Here is a 14,230-nt window from a genome sequence, read left to right on the forward strand (position 1 = left end):
AAATTTTCAAACTAATAATCACAAAAGTAATTAACAACTCTAATTTCTGAAATGGTTCTCTAGTTAAAAAATTTATTGCCTTAAATATTTTAGATTTAAAAGTAAATTAAATATTAATTAGTTAAAGAAATCTAATGGCAATGGCCCAAAAGTACTGGCCTCTTTAGATTCATGGTCATACTGACAAGTTAACAAGATTCCTTCTCCAAGACCATTTTCAGATCTAATAAAAACATTCCCAGTTTTTTGATTACCTTTTAAAAAAACACTTCCATTAGCATTAAGGGATTCTAGATCCTTGAATTTAACAGAGGAATATTTTTTGGAAATTGATTTTAATGCCCCAATAGCATCAACATCAGAAGGTGCCATTATTCCTATTGTTATCCAATCAGCATCTATAATTTTGGCTTCAAGCTCTTCTAGTAATTGTTTGATTTGTACTTTACTTAATTGAGGAGCTGATCTGAGGCTGTTTAAATCAAATAAGTTATTTATTTCCATTTAGTGAATTCCTGAACAAAATAAATTGTTATCCAAATGTTCTACCATTCCATGCCCACATTGAAGCAGAGACATCCTCGAAAGAAATATAAATCTTATCTATTGGTATTCCCATTCTCTCATATACAAAATCGGAAATTGGCTTTGCCATATCTGAAGGACTTAAAGAACCTATTGACTTGATTTCTAGAAAGCAACAAGGGGCTTGATCATTAAAATACATTTCGCAATTATCATCTAATTTTGCCATGACAAATCTTTTTGATTTGTTAGTTAAAGATGAAACTAATGTTGAAATTTCTTCAAGTAATTTTTTCTTATCCCCTATTTTTGATGATGTTAAAATATTAATATAAGGCATTTTTATGCAGCCATATAATCTTTTTGGGAATCACTTTGTGAATAAATAGTTTTATTCTTTACCACTCTTTTTGATGATAGATATGCCATATCGTATGAACTTATTCCGTTTTTATAGGGATTGAAAAGAGCATTTCTGGATCTACCTTTTTTGCTCCTTTTAAATTTAATCATCTTTAATTAAATTATTAATTAATAATTTAACTTTTTCTGAATAGATGTCTAGTTTTTTTAATATTTTTAATTAATTTATATAGAAAATAGATTTTTAAAACACAACATGTATTCTTATTTATTAAATTCAATATACATTTACTTATTGTTTTGGAAGTTTTAAATAATTACCAGAGAAAAAAGCTTGATGAGAGTAATGATGAAGAATTTTATTCTGATCCAAAATTTGTCTATCATCTAGATTCAAACTTTAGACAATATCTATCAGGTGTTTATGAAAATGAAATCGCAGATTTTTCAACAGTACTTGATTTAATGTCCAGTTGGGATAGTTATTTGCCTAAAGGGAAAAAATATAAAAAAGTTATTGGGCATGGATTAAACAAACAAGAACTTGAAAAAAACAAGATTTTTGATTCTTATTGGATACAAAATTTCAATTTAAATCAAGAAATTCCTCTTGATAATGAAAGTGTGGATTATTGCTTGATGGTGGCAGCATGGCAATATTTACAATATCCAGAAAATTTAACCAAAGAAATCTTGAGAATTTTGAGTGATCAAGGCAAAATTATAATTGCTTTTTCAAATAGAGCATTTTGGCATAAAGCTCCTTACATATGGACTTCATCTACTGAAGAAGAGAGAGTCAAATATGTTAGAAAAGTATTAATATCAAATGGATTTAATGAGCCAAGAATTATTAAAAAGTTTAATGAACCAGCTCTTAACATCTTTAATTTTTTAAATAAAGACCCATTTTATTGTTTAATTGCGACTAAAAATAAATAATTCTCTTATTACATTGAGGAACAAGCCATAAAATCTAATAAATATAATCCATAGCCATACTTTTAAATTTTTACTACTATTGGATAGTTAAAATTTATAATAATGGGTTCTAAAAGAGAAAAATATCCTGAAAAATGTCCTTGGGATCTTGGACCTAATCAACATTTAGCCAAAGAAGAGAACTGGACTTTAAGATTAGGCGAAGCAAATGTATGCTTTAGCAAAAACAAGCTTGATAATAATTATTTTCATGTAATTAGTAATGAAAATGAAGAACAAATTTTAGCTTTCAGAGCAAGAATCCTATATCAAAAACTACTTGATAAAGGTTTCAGATTGGTTGAATAAAAAATTAGTTCAATAAACATATATCCTCGAAAACAAATTTTTGTATTTCTTCTTCTTGATTTTGGTTTAAGTATTTTATTGTTCTTGAATTTAAAATCCAATAATCCTCATTATCTATATTTATAAATTCATCTTTATATTCCAAATTCAAAGAATTTGGTTTGAGAGTGTTTGGATCAATTTGTTGACTTGTATATCTTTTACTTAGAAAGCCACTTTCTGTATCAATGAATTCATCAACAAAAATTTCAATTATAGTTCCATGAATTTTTCTATAGACCATATTAATATAATTATTTTTAACTCTATATTTATCACCTTCGTTCTTGCCAGTTACACTCATTTCAATACCGCTTTCAGAACTTTTTACTAAATTAAAATTATTCTCTGAATGCACAGATTGAAATTTTCTCTTTACCCGATGTATACATACTTCAAATAATTGAGAGGCAATACTTTTTACAATTTTTTCATCATCTATTTTTTGAATATGTGGTTTAAAATCTTTACCTAATACAAACTCACCCTCATTAATACTACTATTTTTTGAAAAAATACATTTACCTTTATAACCATTAAATTCATTCTTCCAGGTATACCTATTTTCATAAGCCTCTCTAAAAATCTCCTTACAATTAATTTCTTTTAGATTCTCCATTAATTTTTAAACTCATAAAAATAATTCTACAAAAAAACCTCTCTATTATAAGGAGAGGTTTTTTGATAAATTAAACTATTTTTGAGTAATTTTTGCGTTTTCCATATTGTCAAATGCTTGACCAATTTTCTTAAAGTCAAATCCCATTGCTCTTAGAGCATGCCATAAATGACCTTGTAAGAAAAAGAATCCCAAATAGAAATGAGAATTTGCAAGCCAGGCTCTTGAGCTATTTAGACTAGAACCTAAATCAACTGTGTCAATAAAATAAGGAGCGAACTCAAATTGAAGTTTTAAAGGTTCCCCATAAAGATCAACTGGGTATATTGTTGTGTTTGAAGCACACCAGAATGCCGCTACAAAAGCCATATAGGAAACGCCTACTACTGAGTAAGACAAAATAGCCTCAGCACCTAGTAAACCTTTACCTTTGAATTCTGTATATTCTCCAACTTGCTTAGTAAAAATGTGGAAAATTCCACCAATAATTTCTAAAAAGGCTAGAAATGCATGACCTCCCAAAACATCTTCTAGACTATCTATTTTTAGAAAATCAAATTGATGATTCCATATATGTGACAAATTCAAATCATATTCAACTTGTCTTACTGCTCCAAGAGCTGGGTCATAAATACCATGCCATTTAGCCCATTCTACGAACCAAATAGCTCCTATACCTAAAAAGATTAAATGATGGCCAAGAATAAAAGTTAATTTATCTGGATCATCCCATTCAAAGTCGAATTTTCTTGGCTTACTGGTTTCAGGATAATCTGCAAGATCCCCAGCAAATTTAGTGGAATGTAATAATCCCCCAGCACCCAAAACAGCAGAAAAGATTAGATGCAATGTACTAATTACAACAATTCCATATGTTTCAGTAATAACTCCATTTTCAATACCACCAATCCCAAGACCTGCGAGGTGAGGTAAACAAATTAAGTTTTGTGCCCCCATTGGAATACTGGCGTCGTAACGAGCCAACTCAAATAATCCAAAAGCACCTGCCCAGAACATCATAAGTCCTGCATGAGCAGCGTGAGAAGCTATGAATTTACCTGAACGGCCAACAACACCAGAATTCCCTGCGTACCAGTCATAGGTGACATCAGATTTTCCGTAAGTTTGTAACACTTGATTTAAATAAACAGCATGTTGAGCATATTGTTAATCAGTATGAGTTTTTACATGTTCTTTACAGATTTAATTACTTATGTAAAAAAAACATATTGTTAAAGAACAAATGTTACAAATTTAGGAAGTAATATATTCAATAGCTTATGCCAATGAGGGAATTTCTCCCTTTAGCTGAGAAGCCCATGCTTCAAGACGTGAATCAGTTAAATCAGATTCACTATCCTCATCAAGAGGTAATCCACAAAAGGTTTCTCCAATTACGCTTTTAGACTCATCAAATGTATAAGAAGATTTATCTACGTAACCGACCATTTCGGCGCCTGCTTTAGTGAAGTAGCTATGAAGTTCTTCCATGGCATCACAGTAATTTTCTGTATAGGTAGAAGAATCTCCTAAACCAAAAATTGCAACCTTTTTCCCTGATAAACTTAGTTCACCAATATCCTCTAGGATTGAATCCCATGCAGTTCCTGATCTTTCTTCATCTGCTCCGGTATTCCAAGTAGGTATCCCACAGATAATTCCATCAAGGCCTTCAAATTCTGAAAGATCATCTACATCAGATACATCTTTAGGTGCTTCCGCTGAAGAAAAAAAGTTGTGAAGACGATCCGCCACATCTTCAGTTTTTCCAGTTGTAGTTGCGTAATAAATTCCTACAGTCATAACTTCAAAATGTTTACCTTAAAATAATAAAATCTAAAAACGTTAAATTAATTTCTTTAAAAACTTTTTCATGTAAAATTTTATACTAATTAAAGTAAGAAAATTTTTTTGAGAATAATTCATAAAAAAACATTTCAAGCATCATGACTAATAAATTTCAAAATGATATAAATAATCTTGTTGAAGAATTTAACTTTAAAGGTAGGGGGGGGTTTAAATTAATTGTTTTATTTGGTTTATTGGGAGATTTTGATAGCTTTGAATATGCAATAAATTTGAAAAATTTTATCGATAATCATCAAGATAACAATTTAGATGTTTTTGCTATAGCTATTGGCAATCAAAATGGCAAAGAAAAATTCTGTAACTTTACTGGCTTTAGTAAAGAAAATTTAATGGTTGTTTCTGATAACCAAATTCATAATAATCTAAAAGTCTCAAGAGGATTAGATATAGGTTTAGGAGGTTGGATAAATATGCTTTTGATGCTATCTGGAATAAATTCTTTTAAAACAATACAAGAAGTTTTTAGAGGTTACACAGGAGACAGTAAAGCAAAACAAATCTATTCAGAACTCGACAATATTGACGTTTTAAAATTTCTAAAATTTTCTGGTAATTCTTTCAGACAGGTTTTCGGGGATGGTTATTTAAGACCATTTGAATTGGCAACATTTAGATTGAATAATATGAATGAAATAATTCAAAATTGGAGTGATTATATACTTAATGAAAAATACCTTCCTCAAAGAGGGGCTTCTTTTTTATTAAATGAAAAAAATCAAATTATTTATAAATTTTTTTCGAGGGATGTTCTTGGATATTCATCAAACATGAGAGATCCTTTAGGATTTTTATCTAATTTAATTAAAGAATAGTTTTTAAAACCTTTTTATGAATATAGACATATTTGGTTATTTTGCAGCGATTCTAACAACAGCTGCATTTTTACCTCAATTGATAAAAACTTTAAGAACGAAAAAGGCAGATGATGTTTCTTTGACAACTTTAGTAATGTTTATTATCGGGGTATTGTCTTGGATTATTTACGGTTATAAGATTTCATCTACACCAATACTGATAGCTAATTTAATTACCTTAATCTTAAATCTATTGATATTAATCTCAAAGATATATTTTTCAAAAAACTAAAGACAGCAATAGTAGCTCTAATAGTATTAAAGTATTTCTATTTTACTTAAAAAGTAATTATTATAGAATTAAAATTTACTGATCTTGAAAACTTCAAAATGCTGGGTTTGGTTTAAAGGAAGCCTTAACAATAGTGGTTTTTGGAAAGAAGGGTTTACATGCACTTTTGACGAGAAACCGGGGGTTTTAATAGAAAGTCCTGCTTACGTAACTTGTAGAGTTCCAACTTGGAGAGTTTCGACTAGAGAACCAGAAAATTTATATAAATCTCCGATAATCCCAGATAAAGCATTATGGAAAATAATTTAAATAATCCATACCAAAAAAAACTTTTTTTTACTGCACTCCGGCAAGTTAATATTACTTTAATGAATATTTAATTAATACCATCTACTCTCTTTTTATAAATATTATCCCTTTCTTAATTTTTGGTTTTTTTCTTGGTAAAAAGAACCCAAAGATTTCTGAAAATATTGCAAGACCTTTAATAAGATTTGGCATTCCATTAAGTGTAATGGGTCTTTTATTAAAAGAGGGTATAGATATAAACCTAATTAAAAGTGCAATATTGGCATTTTCTATAATTGGATTTTTATTAATTTTAATAAACATATTCCCAATATTTAAAAACAGACTTCCAAATTACAGCTTGCAGCTGGCAGGCCTAATAGGTAATACATCATTTCTTGGAATACCAATTGCAATAGCTCTTCTCCCTTCAAAAACCATAAACTTTACTATAGGATTTGATTTAGGGACAACACTATTCGCTTGGATATTTGGACCTTTTTTTCTACAAAAAAAATCTCAAAAAAATAATATCCCATATATCAAAGGATTATTAAATGCATTGATAAATAGTCCTGCATCAAGAGGGATAATTGGTGTACTTTTAGCATACCTTTTCCAAATAGATGGGGCCTTAGGTAATTATCTTTGGGTCCCTGCAAGAATAGTTATTGCTTTGGCAATAATTACTGTAGGAACAAGACTTGGATTAATAACAAATCAAAAGGATAAGATTCTTGATCTAAATGAAGAAATTAAATTTTCCATTTTATTAAAGTTATTTATTCTTCCTTTTATTATTTTTTTAGCAAGCAAATTTCTAAATTTTGACTTCTATCAATCAGCAGCAGTAATTCTTCAGGCAGGAACTCCAACGGCAATATCAACAATTTTAATGGCAGAGGCTTATGGAGTGAGACAAAAGATCGCTTCAAAAATTCTTTTTTCCACAACTTTAATTTCAATAGTTACAATTCCTCTTTTAACAATTTGCATAAAAGCAGTCAATGAAACGACTTACAAAGGTTAGACGCATGGTTAATGAATATTGTAAAGATAATATCCGGATAACTACATAATGTCTTAAGATTTAGGTTATGAAGTCAGCAAGCCCTGAAAATGAATATATTCCTTTAAATCTCAGGATTTCTTTGAGGAAGGATACTCTAAGGCTTATAACAGAGATGGCTCAAGATATGGGAATAAGCATTAATGAAGTTTTTAGTTTTTTAGCTGAAGATTCTGTAATTGATCTCGAATTACTCGAAGATTTGCATCAAATTGAAATTCCAAATAAGTGCAGCCTTGATGACCTGAAAAAAGCTATTCTTAAAAAAAGGCTTTGTTAAAATTTCTCAACTTTTCTATTTTTCCAGTCAGATTTATAACCACTTTTAACTAAAAAATCAGAAAACTTATTTAAATCACTTTTCTGAATACGCCATAAATTATAAATCCCATATTGGCCCAATTTTTGATGATTAATTTTTGACCAATGAGGTTCTTGGGAAGAATAATCGTCTATAACAACCAATAAAGATTTGTATTCATAATCAGGTTGATCCTTATAATTTTTTCGCCTGTCAGTATTTATTCTGTCTGACAGGTTAATTAATCCTTCTTTAGTATTTGGCTCATAAAAAACTATTTGTCTCGAATAATAATGTAAAGACGGTTTTCTTATCCCAATCATTGCTAGAGTTTCCTTCCCATCACGAATACCTAAAATTAATTTTGAGATATTCCTTAAAGGTAATTGCCTTGAAGTATCTGCTAATTTTCTTATTGGCGACATCAAAAAAGTTTGTCCAATTAGGAGCAAAATTTGAAGATAAAGAAAGATATCTTTGGCTTTTAAAGAAAATAAAATTATTGCAAGAACAGTAAATAAAGAGAAAAATAATTTGGCTTTAAAAATTATCCCATAACTTATTAGATCAGATGCAAGATTAGGCATTTCAGGATCATTTATTGAACCTAACCAAATATTTGAGAAAAAGAATGCTATTGAAAGTCCAAACAAAATTAAAATATTAATAATCCATAAATATACATAAGTTTTATTTCGATCTTTTAAGTTTATAAAGCTATTACTGATTAAAATTGCAGCCGCTGGAATTGCTGGCAACCAATAGCTTGGCAGTTTCGTAGCAGAAATACTAAAGAAGATTAAAACTGATGTTAACCAGCATAGGGAATATGTATAAAGGGTTTCAGAAACCTTGCAACTTTCTTTTAAACTTTTCGAGAAATCCTTAAAAGCTTCAAATACACCGTGATATAAAAAAGGGGTGAATGGTAATGAAGCCAATATCATTATGTAGAGAAAAAACCAGAACGGCTCAGCATGATTATTGACAACTGATGTATATCTTTGAAAATTATGATAACCAAAAAAATTGTCCCAAAAAGGCTTTCCTTCTTTAATCAGTTCTAAGATATACCATGGAACACTTATTAGAATTGTTATTAATAAACCTTTCTTAGGGTTTATCTTGCAAAGCAAACTTCTCCAATCTTTCTGAATAAATAAAAATGATGTAATAGTAAGTGTTGCTAAAACAAATGCAACAGGTCCTTTCGTTAAAATTGCTAACCCCAAAAATACCCATGCTGAGATGCATTTATCATTATTCTCACTTGCCATTCTTCTCCAAAATAAAAGCAGGCTAATTCCTAAAGTTCCAGTTAATAGAGAATCACTCACAGCAGTTCTACTCCAGATGATTATTAATGGAGACAGAGCAAAACCTAATGATGCAACTATTGGAGTGAGGAAATACTTATCACCTTTCTGTGGCCAACAACACAAGGTATCTCCAATCATCAGCATTAAAAATAATGAGCCTAAAGCCGAAGGAAGTCTGGCTGAGAGTGTCCCGAAACTATCCCAAATCTCATTTTTTGGTAATGAGTAAAAAAAACCCATTAGCCAATATATTAGTGGAGGCTTATCAAAACGGAAAATTCCATTGACTTTTGGCGTTAACCAATCCCCAGATTCACTCATTGCCCGTGCAGCAGCGGCAAATAAAGGTGGGGTTTCATCCACCAGTCCTGTTTTCCCTAAATCTAAAATAAATAAAATAATCCCAGAAACTAAAACTATTAATAAGGTTATAATCCTTTTTTTTGAATTTAGAAGAATCATTTACTATATTAATTTTACTTATATTCGTTGATTACCTTATTAAGCCAGTTCATAACCTTGTTAGCAAATATATCTGTGGAAGCATTTTTTTCTACCCATTCTCTACAATTTTTACGCTTTATTTTTTCAATAATCTCTACATAGGAAAGAAGACTTTCTTTATCATCAGGATCGGCAAGATAACCTGTTTGCCCGTGCTGAATAATTTCACTAGGTCCTCCCCTTTTATATGCTATAACTGGCACTCCACAAGCTAAAGCTTCAACAACAACGTTTCCATATGCCTCATTCCATTTCGGAGTATTTAGCAAAACTCTGCATTTACCAAGTTCTTTTTGTAATTCATCGGTTGTCAAGAAACCCATCCAATCTATAGTTCCTTGAGGAAATGATTGTTCTATCTTTGATGCGTAGGTCTCATCTTCTATAACTCCCCAAACATTTAGTTTCTCGCCAAGTTGATTTGCTGCAAAAACCGCATCCTCTAAACCTTTCTCCGGTGCCACTCTTCCAACCCAAGCCAAGGGTCCCTTCGATGAATCTTGGAAAATATAATTATCTAATTTAAAACCGTTCCCAATAATTGTTGGTTTTTTTATAAATGGATAATCACTAGCTTGTATTTTTGAATGAAAAGCAAAATTGTTTGGATGTCTAGCATATACCTTGGAGATTAAATTACTAATGACTAAACTTTCAGAACCCATACTAATAATATGTGCAATGGGTATCTCTACATTTAGAGTCATCCAAATAGGCAACCAATCATAAGACATGTTCAACAATACATCTGCTTGTTTTGCGATATCTAATCCCTTTTCTAGCATTCCTGCTAGAAGTGAATTATCTGGGATAAGTACAGGAGAATTGTAATTTTGATGCTGCCAACTAATTTGATCTTGACCTTCTACAACATGTAATTTTGCTTTTTCATTACTATCATATAATTTAGATTTTTTGGGAGCTATCACATCTACCGAGTGACCTAGAGAAAGCAAACCTGAAACTAAGGAATTCAAAGTTAATTCAACTCCTCCACCTTTCCCGCTTCCCAGAAAACCTATTGGAGTACTAATCAAAACTATACGCATTATTACACTGTTTTAAAAATCAAGAATCGAATTAAATAGTAGTGTCTGTAAATTTATTTTCCCATAAAGACCTTCTCTGGCTAACAAAAAATACTGATATAAGAACAAAAACTACTCCTATCCATTGCACAAAAGTAAGTCTTTCATCTAACCAAACACCTCCACTGAGAAGCGCAAATACAGGGGTTAAAAATGCAAGGGTACTAAATCCAGTTATTTCTTTACTATTAGCGAAGTAGAAAAACAATCCATAAGCTACAGCTCCTCCAAAGATACTTGCGAATGACATGAGTCCCCAATCAAATATTGACCAATTTGGGATAATTTGAAAATTTGATTGTAAGCAATGCTTAATGATTAAGGGCACACTCCCTAGAACCATATGCCATCCCGTAACTGCAACAGGATCACTTTTAGTACAGGTGAACCTAATTAAAATTGTTCCTAGTGCCATAGCTAAAGCAGCTGCAAGCATCCAAAGTTCACCAAAGTTAAAAGCTATATCATTCACAGACTTATCAGACAATAACCACCAATTCTCTAAAAATTCTTGTGGGACTCCTAAAAAAACTATTCCTCCCAAGCCAAAAAGTAAGCCTAACCATCCAATTGGATTAATTAAATTTCCAAATATAGCCCTTGCTAAAATCGCTACCAAAAGGGGCTGAGAATCAATCAATACAGAGCCAAGACCTGCTCCAGTTTTTTCTATGCCCAAAGTTAAAAATAACTGAAAGAAAGTGGCATCGACAATTGTAAACACAAAAAACCACTTCAAATCGCACTTATAAATTTTTAAATCTCTTTTAAACAAATATGTTGTTATAAGAACAAGAATCCCTGCAGGAAGTAACCTTAAAGAAGCAACAAACTCTGGCCCAGCACTAGATACTAAGGGAGTCATAGCCGCCATCGAAGTACCCCAAAGAGCAAAAGGGAGTATCATTAAAAACCAATTTAGGATTGAATTCATTAGGTCTGCTGATAGTCTTTTTAAAGTAGTTTTATGTTTTACCTTAAAAGTATGATTTGGCCTTTTAGACGAAAGTCAAAAAAAAGAATGGCTCGTATAGTAATTGATGAGCCTATTACGAGTTCAACAAGAGTTTCTGTCCTTAAAGCTCTTAAACAAATAGAGGATAGAGAATTTCCTGCTTTAATCGTGAGAATTGATTCGCCAGGAGGTACTGTTGGTGATAGCCAAGAAATATACTCTGCTATTAAAAGACTAAAGGATACAGGATGTAAAGTCATTGCTAGTTTTGGGAACATCTCGGCATCTGGAGGTGTTTACATTGGTGTTGCATCTGACAAGATAGTTGCGAATCCAGGTACAATTACAGGATCTATTGGTGTGATTATAAGAGGAAATAATTTATCTGAATTATTAGATAAAATTGGTATAAAATTCGAGACGGTTAAAAGCGGTGTCTTTAAGGATATACTTTCTCCAGATAAAGCTTTAAGTGAGGAGGGTAGAAGACTACTTCAAGGCCTGATAGATGAAAGCTACAAACAATTTACTGAGGCAGTAGCTGAGGGAAGAAATTTATCTGTTGAAGAAGTTAGAAAATTTGCCGATGGAAGAATTTTCACAGGGACGCAAGCAAAAATATTAGGTCTTGTTGATGAAGTTGGAGATGAATTCGTGGCAAGAGAACTTGCTGCAAAGATGGTTAATATTGATCCAAAAATTCAGCCCTTAACATTTGGGAAGAAAAAAAAGAAAATACTTGGACTAATTCCTGGAAGTAAAATTATTGAAAAAGTTATTAATAGTATCTTTTTTGAGATTGATTCATCTAACAAAATACTTTGGTTGTATAAGCCTTAAATAAATCTGCATGAAAAAATGATTGTTGAACATAAAATTACATTTATTCGAGGAGCAACAACAGCATCTGGGAATTCAATTAATGAAATAGAAGATGCAGTTGTGGAATTAATTGATGAATTAATTTCACGCAACAATCTGAATAAGACAAACATATTGTCTATTACATTTACTGCAACAAAAGATTTGGATGCATGTTTTCCTGCTTCAATTGCAAGGAAATGTCATGGACTTGATTTAGTCGCATTCTTAGACTGTCAACAAATGTATGTCTCTAATGATATCGATTTTTGTATAAGAATAATGGCACAAGTTTTATTACCAACAATTCAGCCTGTAAAGCATCCTTACTTAAGAGGCGCTTCAAAATTAAGGACAGATAGATGTTAACCTTAGTAAAACAATTCTTCCACTTTTAATTTGGATAGATCTAATTAATTCTTAGAAATTTATTTAATCAATGCTAAAAAAAACAAAGAATACTATTTTAAATATTAAAATATTAAAATTTCTTCTTATCCCTATAATTTTAGTCTCAACTCCATTCTTTAGTGATATTAAAGATGCTAAAGCAGGCTTAGAATTCCAATGGGACCAAAATTCTGGACACAGAAGATTAAAGTGGTTTCAAAAAGAGAACAAAAGAAGATTTAGAAATAGGATTTATTTTTTCCTGAGGCCATCCGATAGAAATACTGAACTCTTAAAAATAAATCTATCCATTCCTAAAGCCTTTAAAGCTACTCTAAATAAAGAAAAAATCAGCCTTTGCAAGGTAAGAATAGGCGGTTTTGAGAATAGAACTAAATGTCTGGAAGATATTCCTGCTGATATTGAAATTAATACTGATGAATCATCCTTAAGATCAGTAAACATTTACCCCTACAGACCAATTCCATACAATAAAGAAAGTTTTGCAATTGTTTTAAAACTAATTAATCCAAAAAAATCAGGACTTTATCAATTTCATTCCTATGGACAGCCTAAAGGTAAATCAGTTTCAAGTTATTTAGGAAGCTGGACCATAGTGATCGATTAAATGATAAATTAATTAAGGATAATAAAACAAATGACTAAAAGAACTTTTGGTGGAACTTCAAGAAAAAGAAAACGTGTATCTGGGTTTAGAGTAAGAATGCGTTCTCATACTGGTAGAAGAGTTATAAAAAGCAGAAGACAAAAAGGTAGAGAAAGAATAGCTGTCTAACTCAACATAAAGATGGCCTTACCTAAAGATATGCGTTTAAAAGGTCATAGGACTTTTAATTATATTCATAAAAATTCCAAAAAATATCATGGGAAATTAATGACATTTAAAGTGGCCAGATCAAATACTGAAATCCTCTTATCCCATAAAATCACAAATACATCAAACAAATTTAGGGTTGCAATTGCGATTAGCAAAAAAGTTTCAAAAAAAGCTGTCGATAGAAACAAAATAAGAAGAATCCTGCAAGATTGGTTATTAACAAACTTTCAAAAAATTAATAACCACAAACCTTATTGGTTACTTGTTAACCTTAAATTCGGAGATTTCTGCAATGATAAAAATAGACTTTTGGAGGAATTTCAAAACTTAATGTTCAAATCTCGTCTAATCAAATGATTAACATCAACGAAGAAACCTTTTACGAAGGTGGTCCTGCAAAAAGTGATTTAATAATAAATCTACTAGCGGGTATAACTATTCTTGGTTTGCCATTTACCTTTGCAGCAATAGTTAGAGCATTGTGGTTGAGATATAAAATTACAAACAAAAGAATTACAATAGATGGTGGATGGTTTGGTAAAAACAAAACACAAGTTTCATTAAGTAACATTGAAGAAATCAGATCTATCCCAAGGGGATTCGGATCATATGGTGATATGGTTCTTATTCTTAATGACGGATCAAAGGTTGAAATGAAATCATTACCTCTATTCAGAGAAAAGCAAAAATTTATTGAAGAAAATATAAATAAAAGATCACAAATACCAAATCTCAACGAGGTAGAAGGATTTGCTACTAAATCCTAAATAAATTAATTACAAAAACCTGTTTATCCTGTAAAATAAAATGTCTAGTAAAATTACAC

Annotated in this window: 21 protein-coding genes; 13 read left to right on the top strand and 8 right to left on the bottom strand. The window is 30.9% G+C overall.

Annotated elements, in window-relative coordinates; genetic code table 11:
• Window positions 1-117: 117 nt before the first annotated feature.
• Together HA146_RS06530 and HA146_RS06535 are read right to left on the bottom strand one after the other, a co-directional pair.
• On the bottom strand, window positions 118-504 hold the full coding sequence (locus tag HA146_RS06530) for a DUF1824 family protein (RefSeq protein WP_209108766.1): 387 nt from the start codon (window positions 502-504) through the stop codon (window positions 118-120).
• 28 nt (window positions 505-532) lie between these two features.
• Window positions 533-865 (bottom strand): phenylpyruvate tautomerase MIF-related protein, encoded by a 333-nt coding sequence (locus tag HA146_RS06535; RefSeq protein WP_209108767.1) that lies wholly within the window; start codon window positions 863-865, stop codon window positions 533-535.
• Between the two features lie 323 nt (window positions 866-1,188).
• Between HA146_RS06535 and HA146_RS06540 the strand changes: the two genes are divergently transcribed.
• On the top strand, window positions 1,189-1,830 hold the full coding sequence (locus HA146_RS06540; RefSeq protein ID WP_209108768.1) for a methyltransferase domain-containing protein: 642 nt from the start codon (window positions 1,189-1,191) through the stop codon (window positions 1,828-1,830).
• Between the two features lie 102 nt (window positions 1,831-1,932).
• Complete coding sequence (locus tag HA146_RS06545) at window positions 1,933-2,178, top strand: hypothetical protein (RefSeq protein ID WP_209108769.1); 246 nt, start codon at window positions 1,933-1,935, stop codon at window positions 2,176-2,178.
• 4 nt (window positions 2,179-2,182) lie between these two features.
• On the opposite strand, the gene HA146_RS06550 is transcribed toward HA146_RS06545, so the two are convergent.
• The 3 genes from HA146_RS06550 to fldA all read right to left on the bottom strand — a co-directional run bounded on the left by HA146_RS06550 (window position 2,183) and on the right by fldA (window position 4,639).
• A complete protein-coding gene (locus HA146_RS06550; protein WP_209108770.1) occupies window positions 2,183-2,836 on the bottom strand; it encodes a DUF3386 domain-containing protein in 654 nt (217 codons plus the stop codon).
• Window positions 2,837-2,911: 75 nt separating this feature from the next.
• The gene (locus HA146_RS06555; protein ID WP_209108771.1) at window positions 2,912-3,970 is read right to left on the bottom strand and encodes a chlorophyll a/b binding light-harvesting protein; all 1,059 of its coding nucleotides are present in this window, start codon (window positions 3,968-3,970) and stop codon (window positions 2,912-2,914) included.
• Between the two features lie 144 nt (window positions 3,971-4,114).
• Window positions 4,115-4,639, bottom strand: coding sequence for a flavodoxin FldA (fldA, locus tag HA146_RS06560; RefSeq protein WP_209108772.1), 525 nt, complete (start codon window positions 4,637-4,639; stop codon window positions 4,115-4,117).
• Between the two features lie 143 nt (window positions 4,640-4,782).
• Here fldA and HA146_RS06565 point away from each other — a divergent pair, with 143 nt between their 5' ends.
• From HA146_RS06565 to HA146_RS06585, 5 genes are all read left to right on the top strand, one after another.
• Complete coding sequence (locus HA146_RS06565) at window positions 4,783-5,517, top strand: AhpC/TSA family protein (RefSeq protein ID WP_209108773.1); 735 nt, start codon at window positions 4,783-4,785, stop codon at window positions 5,515-5,517.
• Between the two features lie 16 nt (window positions 5,518-5,533).
• On the top strand, window positions 5,534-5,791 hold the full coding sequence (locus HA146_RS06570; RefSeq protein ID WP_209108774.1) for a SemiSWEET family sugar transporter: 258 nt from the start codon (window positions 5,534-5,536) through the stop codon (window positions 5,789-5,791).
• Window positions 5,792-5,875: 84 nt separating this feature from the next.
• Window positions 5,876-6,100, top strand: a complete 225-nt coding sequence (locus tag HA146_RS06575) for a hypothetical protein (RefSeq protein WP_209108775.1) — start codon at window positions 5,876-5,878, stop codon at window positions 6,098-6,100.
• A gap of 205 nt (window positions 6,101-6,305) precedes the next feature.
• The gene (locus HA146_RS06580) at window positions 6,306-7,109 is read left to right on the top strand and encodes an AEC family transporter (RefSeq protein ID WP_209108776.1); all 804 of its coding nucleotides are present in this window, start codon (window positions 6,306-6,308) and stop codon (window positions 7,107-7,109) included.
• Window positions 7,110-7,176: 67 nt separating this feature from the next.
• Window positions 7,177-7,428 carry a CopG family transcriptional regulator gene (locus HA146_RS06585; RefSeq protein WP_209108777.1) on the top strand — a complete coding sequence of 84 codons (252 nt, stop codon included), beginning with the start codon at window positions 7,177-7,179 and terminating at the stop codon, window positions 7,426-7,428.
• On the opposite strand, the gene HA146_RS06590 is transcribed toward HA146_RS06585, so the two are convergent.
• From HA146_RS06590 to HA146_RS06600, 3 genes are read right to left on the bottom strand one after another with little or no spacing between them, the layout of a single operon-like run.
• A complete protein-coding gene (locus HA146_RS06590) occupies window positions 7,425-9,230 on the bottom strand; it encodes an ArnT family glycosyltransferase (protein WP_209108778.1) in 1,806 nt (601 codons plus the stop codon). The genes HA146_RS06585 and HA146_RS06590 overlap by 4 nt on opposite strands.
• 14 nt (window positions 9,231-9,244) lie before the next feature.
• Window positions 9,245-10,321: a glycosyltransferase family 4 protein gene (locus HA146_RS06595; protein ID WP_209108779.1), complete on the bottom strand. Its 1,077-nt coding sequence runs from the start codon at window positions 10,319-10,321 to the stop codon at window positions 9,245-9,247.
• Window positions 10,322-10,352: 31 nt separating this feature from the next.
• Window positions 10,353-11,294 carry a DMT family transporter gene (locus HA146_RS06600; protein WP_209108780.1) on the bottom strand — a complete coding sequence of 314 codons (942 nt, stop codon included), beginning with the start codon at window positions 11,292-11,294 and terminating at the stop codon, window positions 10,353-10,355.
• Between the two features lie 51 nt (window positions 11,295-11,345).
• On the opposite strand from HA146_RS06600, the gene sppA reads away from it, so the two are divergent.
• The 6 genes from sppA to HA146_RS06630 all read left to right on the top strand — a co-directional run bounded on the left by sppA (window position 11,346) and on the right by HA146_RS06630 (window position 14,171).
• On the top strand, window positions 11,346-12,155 hold the full coding sequence (gene sppA / locus HA146_RS06605) for a signal peptide peptidase SppA (protein WP_209108781.1): 810 nt from the start codon (window positions 11,346-11,348) through the stop codon (window positions 12,153-12,155).
• An 18-nt stretch (window positions 12,156-12,173) separates the two neighbouring features.
• Window positions 12,174-12,545 carry a chorismate mutase gene (aroH, locus tag HA146_RS06610; RefSeq protein WP_209108782.1) on the top strand — a complete coding sequence of 124 codons (372 nt, stop codon included), beginning with the start codon at window positions 12,174-12,176 and terminating at the stop codon, window positions 12,543-12,545.
• A 70-nt stretch (window positions 12,546-12,615) separates the two neighbouring features.
• A complete protein-coding gene (locus HA146_RS06615) occupies window positions 12,616-13,194 on the top strand; it encodes a DUF2808 domain-containing protein (RefSeq protein WP_209108783.1) in 579 nt (192 codons plus the stop codon).
• 30 nt (window positions 13,195-13,224) lie between these two features.
• Window positions 13,225-13,362, top strand: a complete 138-nt coding sequence (gene rpmH / locus HA146_RS06620; RefSeq protein WP_002808184.1) for a 50S ribosomal protein L34 — start codon at window positions 13,225-13,227, stop codon at window positions 13,360-13,362.
• A 12-nt stretch (window positions 13,363-13,374) separates the two neighbouring features.
• On the top strand, window positions 13,375-13,761 hold the full coding sequence (rnpA, locus tag HA146_RS06625; protein ID WP_209108784.1) for a ribonuclease P protein component: 387 nt from the start codon (window positions 13,375-13,377) through the stop codon (window positions 13,759-13,761).
• Window positions 13,758-14,171, top strand: a complete 414-nt coding sequence (locus HA146_RS06630) for a PH domain-containing protein (protein WP_025938576.1) — start codon at window positions 13,758-13,760, stop codon at window positions 14,169-14,171. The genes rnpA and HA146_RS06630 overlap by 4 nt, the downstream gene beginning before the upstream one ends.
• The last annotated feature ends 59 nt before the right edge of the window (window positions 14,172-14,230 follow it).

The sequence above is a fragment of the Prochlorococcus marinus CUG1416 genome (genome assembly GCF_017695965.1).
GTDB lineage: Bacteria > Cyanobacteriota > Cyanobacteriia > PCC-6307 > Cyanobiaceae > Prochlorococcus_A.

Bases quoted from the DNA above. Each gene is read 5' to 3' on its own strand.
- HA146_RS06530 (WP_209108766.1), bottom strand. From the start codon at position 504: ATGGAAATAAATAACTTATTTGATTTAAACAGCCTCAGATCAGCTCCT.
- HA146_RS06535 (WP_209108767.1), bottom strand. From the start codon at position 865: ATGCCTTATATTAATATTTTAACATCATCAAAAATAGGGGATAAGAAA.
- HA146_RS06545 (WP_209108769.1), top strand. From the start codon at position 1,933: ATGGGTTCTAAAAGAGAAAAATATCCTGAAAAATGTCCTTGGGATCTT.
- HA146_RS06550 (WP_209108770.1), bottom strand. From the start codon at position 2,836: ATGGAGAATCTAAAAGAAATTAATTGTAAGGAGATTTTTAGAGAGGCT.
- fldA (WP_209108772.1), bottom strand. From the start codon at position 4,639: ATGACTGTAGGAATTTATTACGCAACTACAACTGGAAAAACTGAAGAT.
- HA146_RS06565 (WP_209108773.1), top strand. From the start codon at position 4,783: ATGACTAATAAATTTCAAAATGATATAAATAATCTTGTTGAAGAATTT.
- HA146_RS06570 (WP_209108774.1), top strand. From the start codon at position 5,534: ATGAATATAGACATATTTGGTTATTTTGCAGCGATTCTAACAACAGCT.
- HA146_RS06580 (WP_209108776.1), top strand. From the start codon at position 6,306: ATGGGTCTTTTATTAAAAGAGGGTATAGATATAAACCTAATTAAAAGT.
- HA146_RS06585 (WP_209108777.1), top strand. From the start codon at position 7,177: ATGAAGTCAGCAAGCCCTGAAAATGAATATATTCCTTTAAATCTCAGG.
- HA146_RS06590 (WP_209108778.1), bottom strand. From the start codon at position 9,230: ATGATTCTTCTAAATTCAAAAAAAAGGATTATAACCTTATTAATAGTT.
- HA146_RS06595 (WP_209108779.1), bottom strand. From the start codon at position 10,321: ATGCGTATAGTTTTGATTAGTACTCCAATAGGTTTTCTGGGAAGCGGG.
- HA146_RS06600 (WP_209108780.1), bottom strand. From the start codon at position 11,294: ATGAATTCAATCCTAAATTGGTTTTTAATGATACTCCCTTTTGCTCTT.
- sppA (WP_209108781.1), top strand. From the start codon at position 11,346: ATGATTTGGCCTTTTAGACGAAAGTCAAAAAAAAGAATGGCTCGTATA.
- aroH (WP_209108782.1), top strand. From the start codon at position 12,174: ATGATTGTTGAACATAAAATTACATTTATTCGAGGAGCAACAACAGCA.
- HA146_RS06615 (WP_209108783.1), top strand. From the start codon at position 12,616: ATGCTAAAAAAAACAAAGAATACTATTTTAAATATTAAAATATTAAAA.
- rpmH (WP_002808184.1), top strand. From the start codon at position 13,225: ATGACTAAAAGAACTTTTGGTGGAACTTCAAGAAAAAGAAAACGTGTA.
- rnpA (WP_209108784.1), top strand. From the start codon at position 13,375: ATGGCCTTACCTAAAGATATGCGTTTAAAAGGTCATAGGACTTTTAAT.
- HA146_RS06630 (WP_025938576.1), top strand. From the start codon at position 13,758: ATGATTAACATCAACGAAGAAACCTTTTACGAAGGTGGTCCTGCAAAA.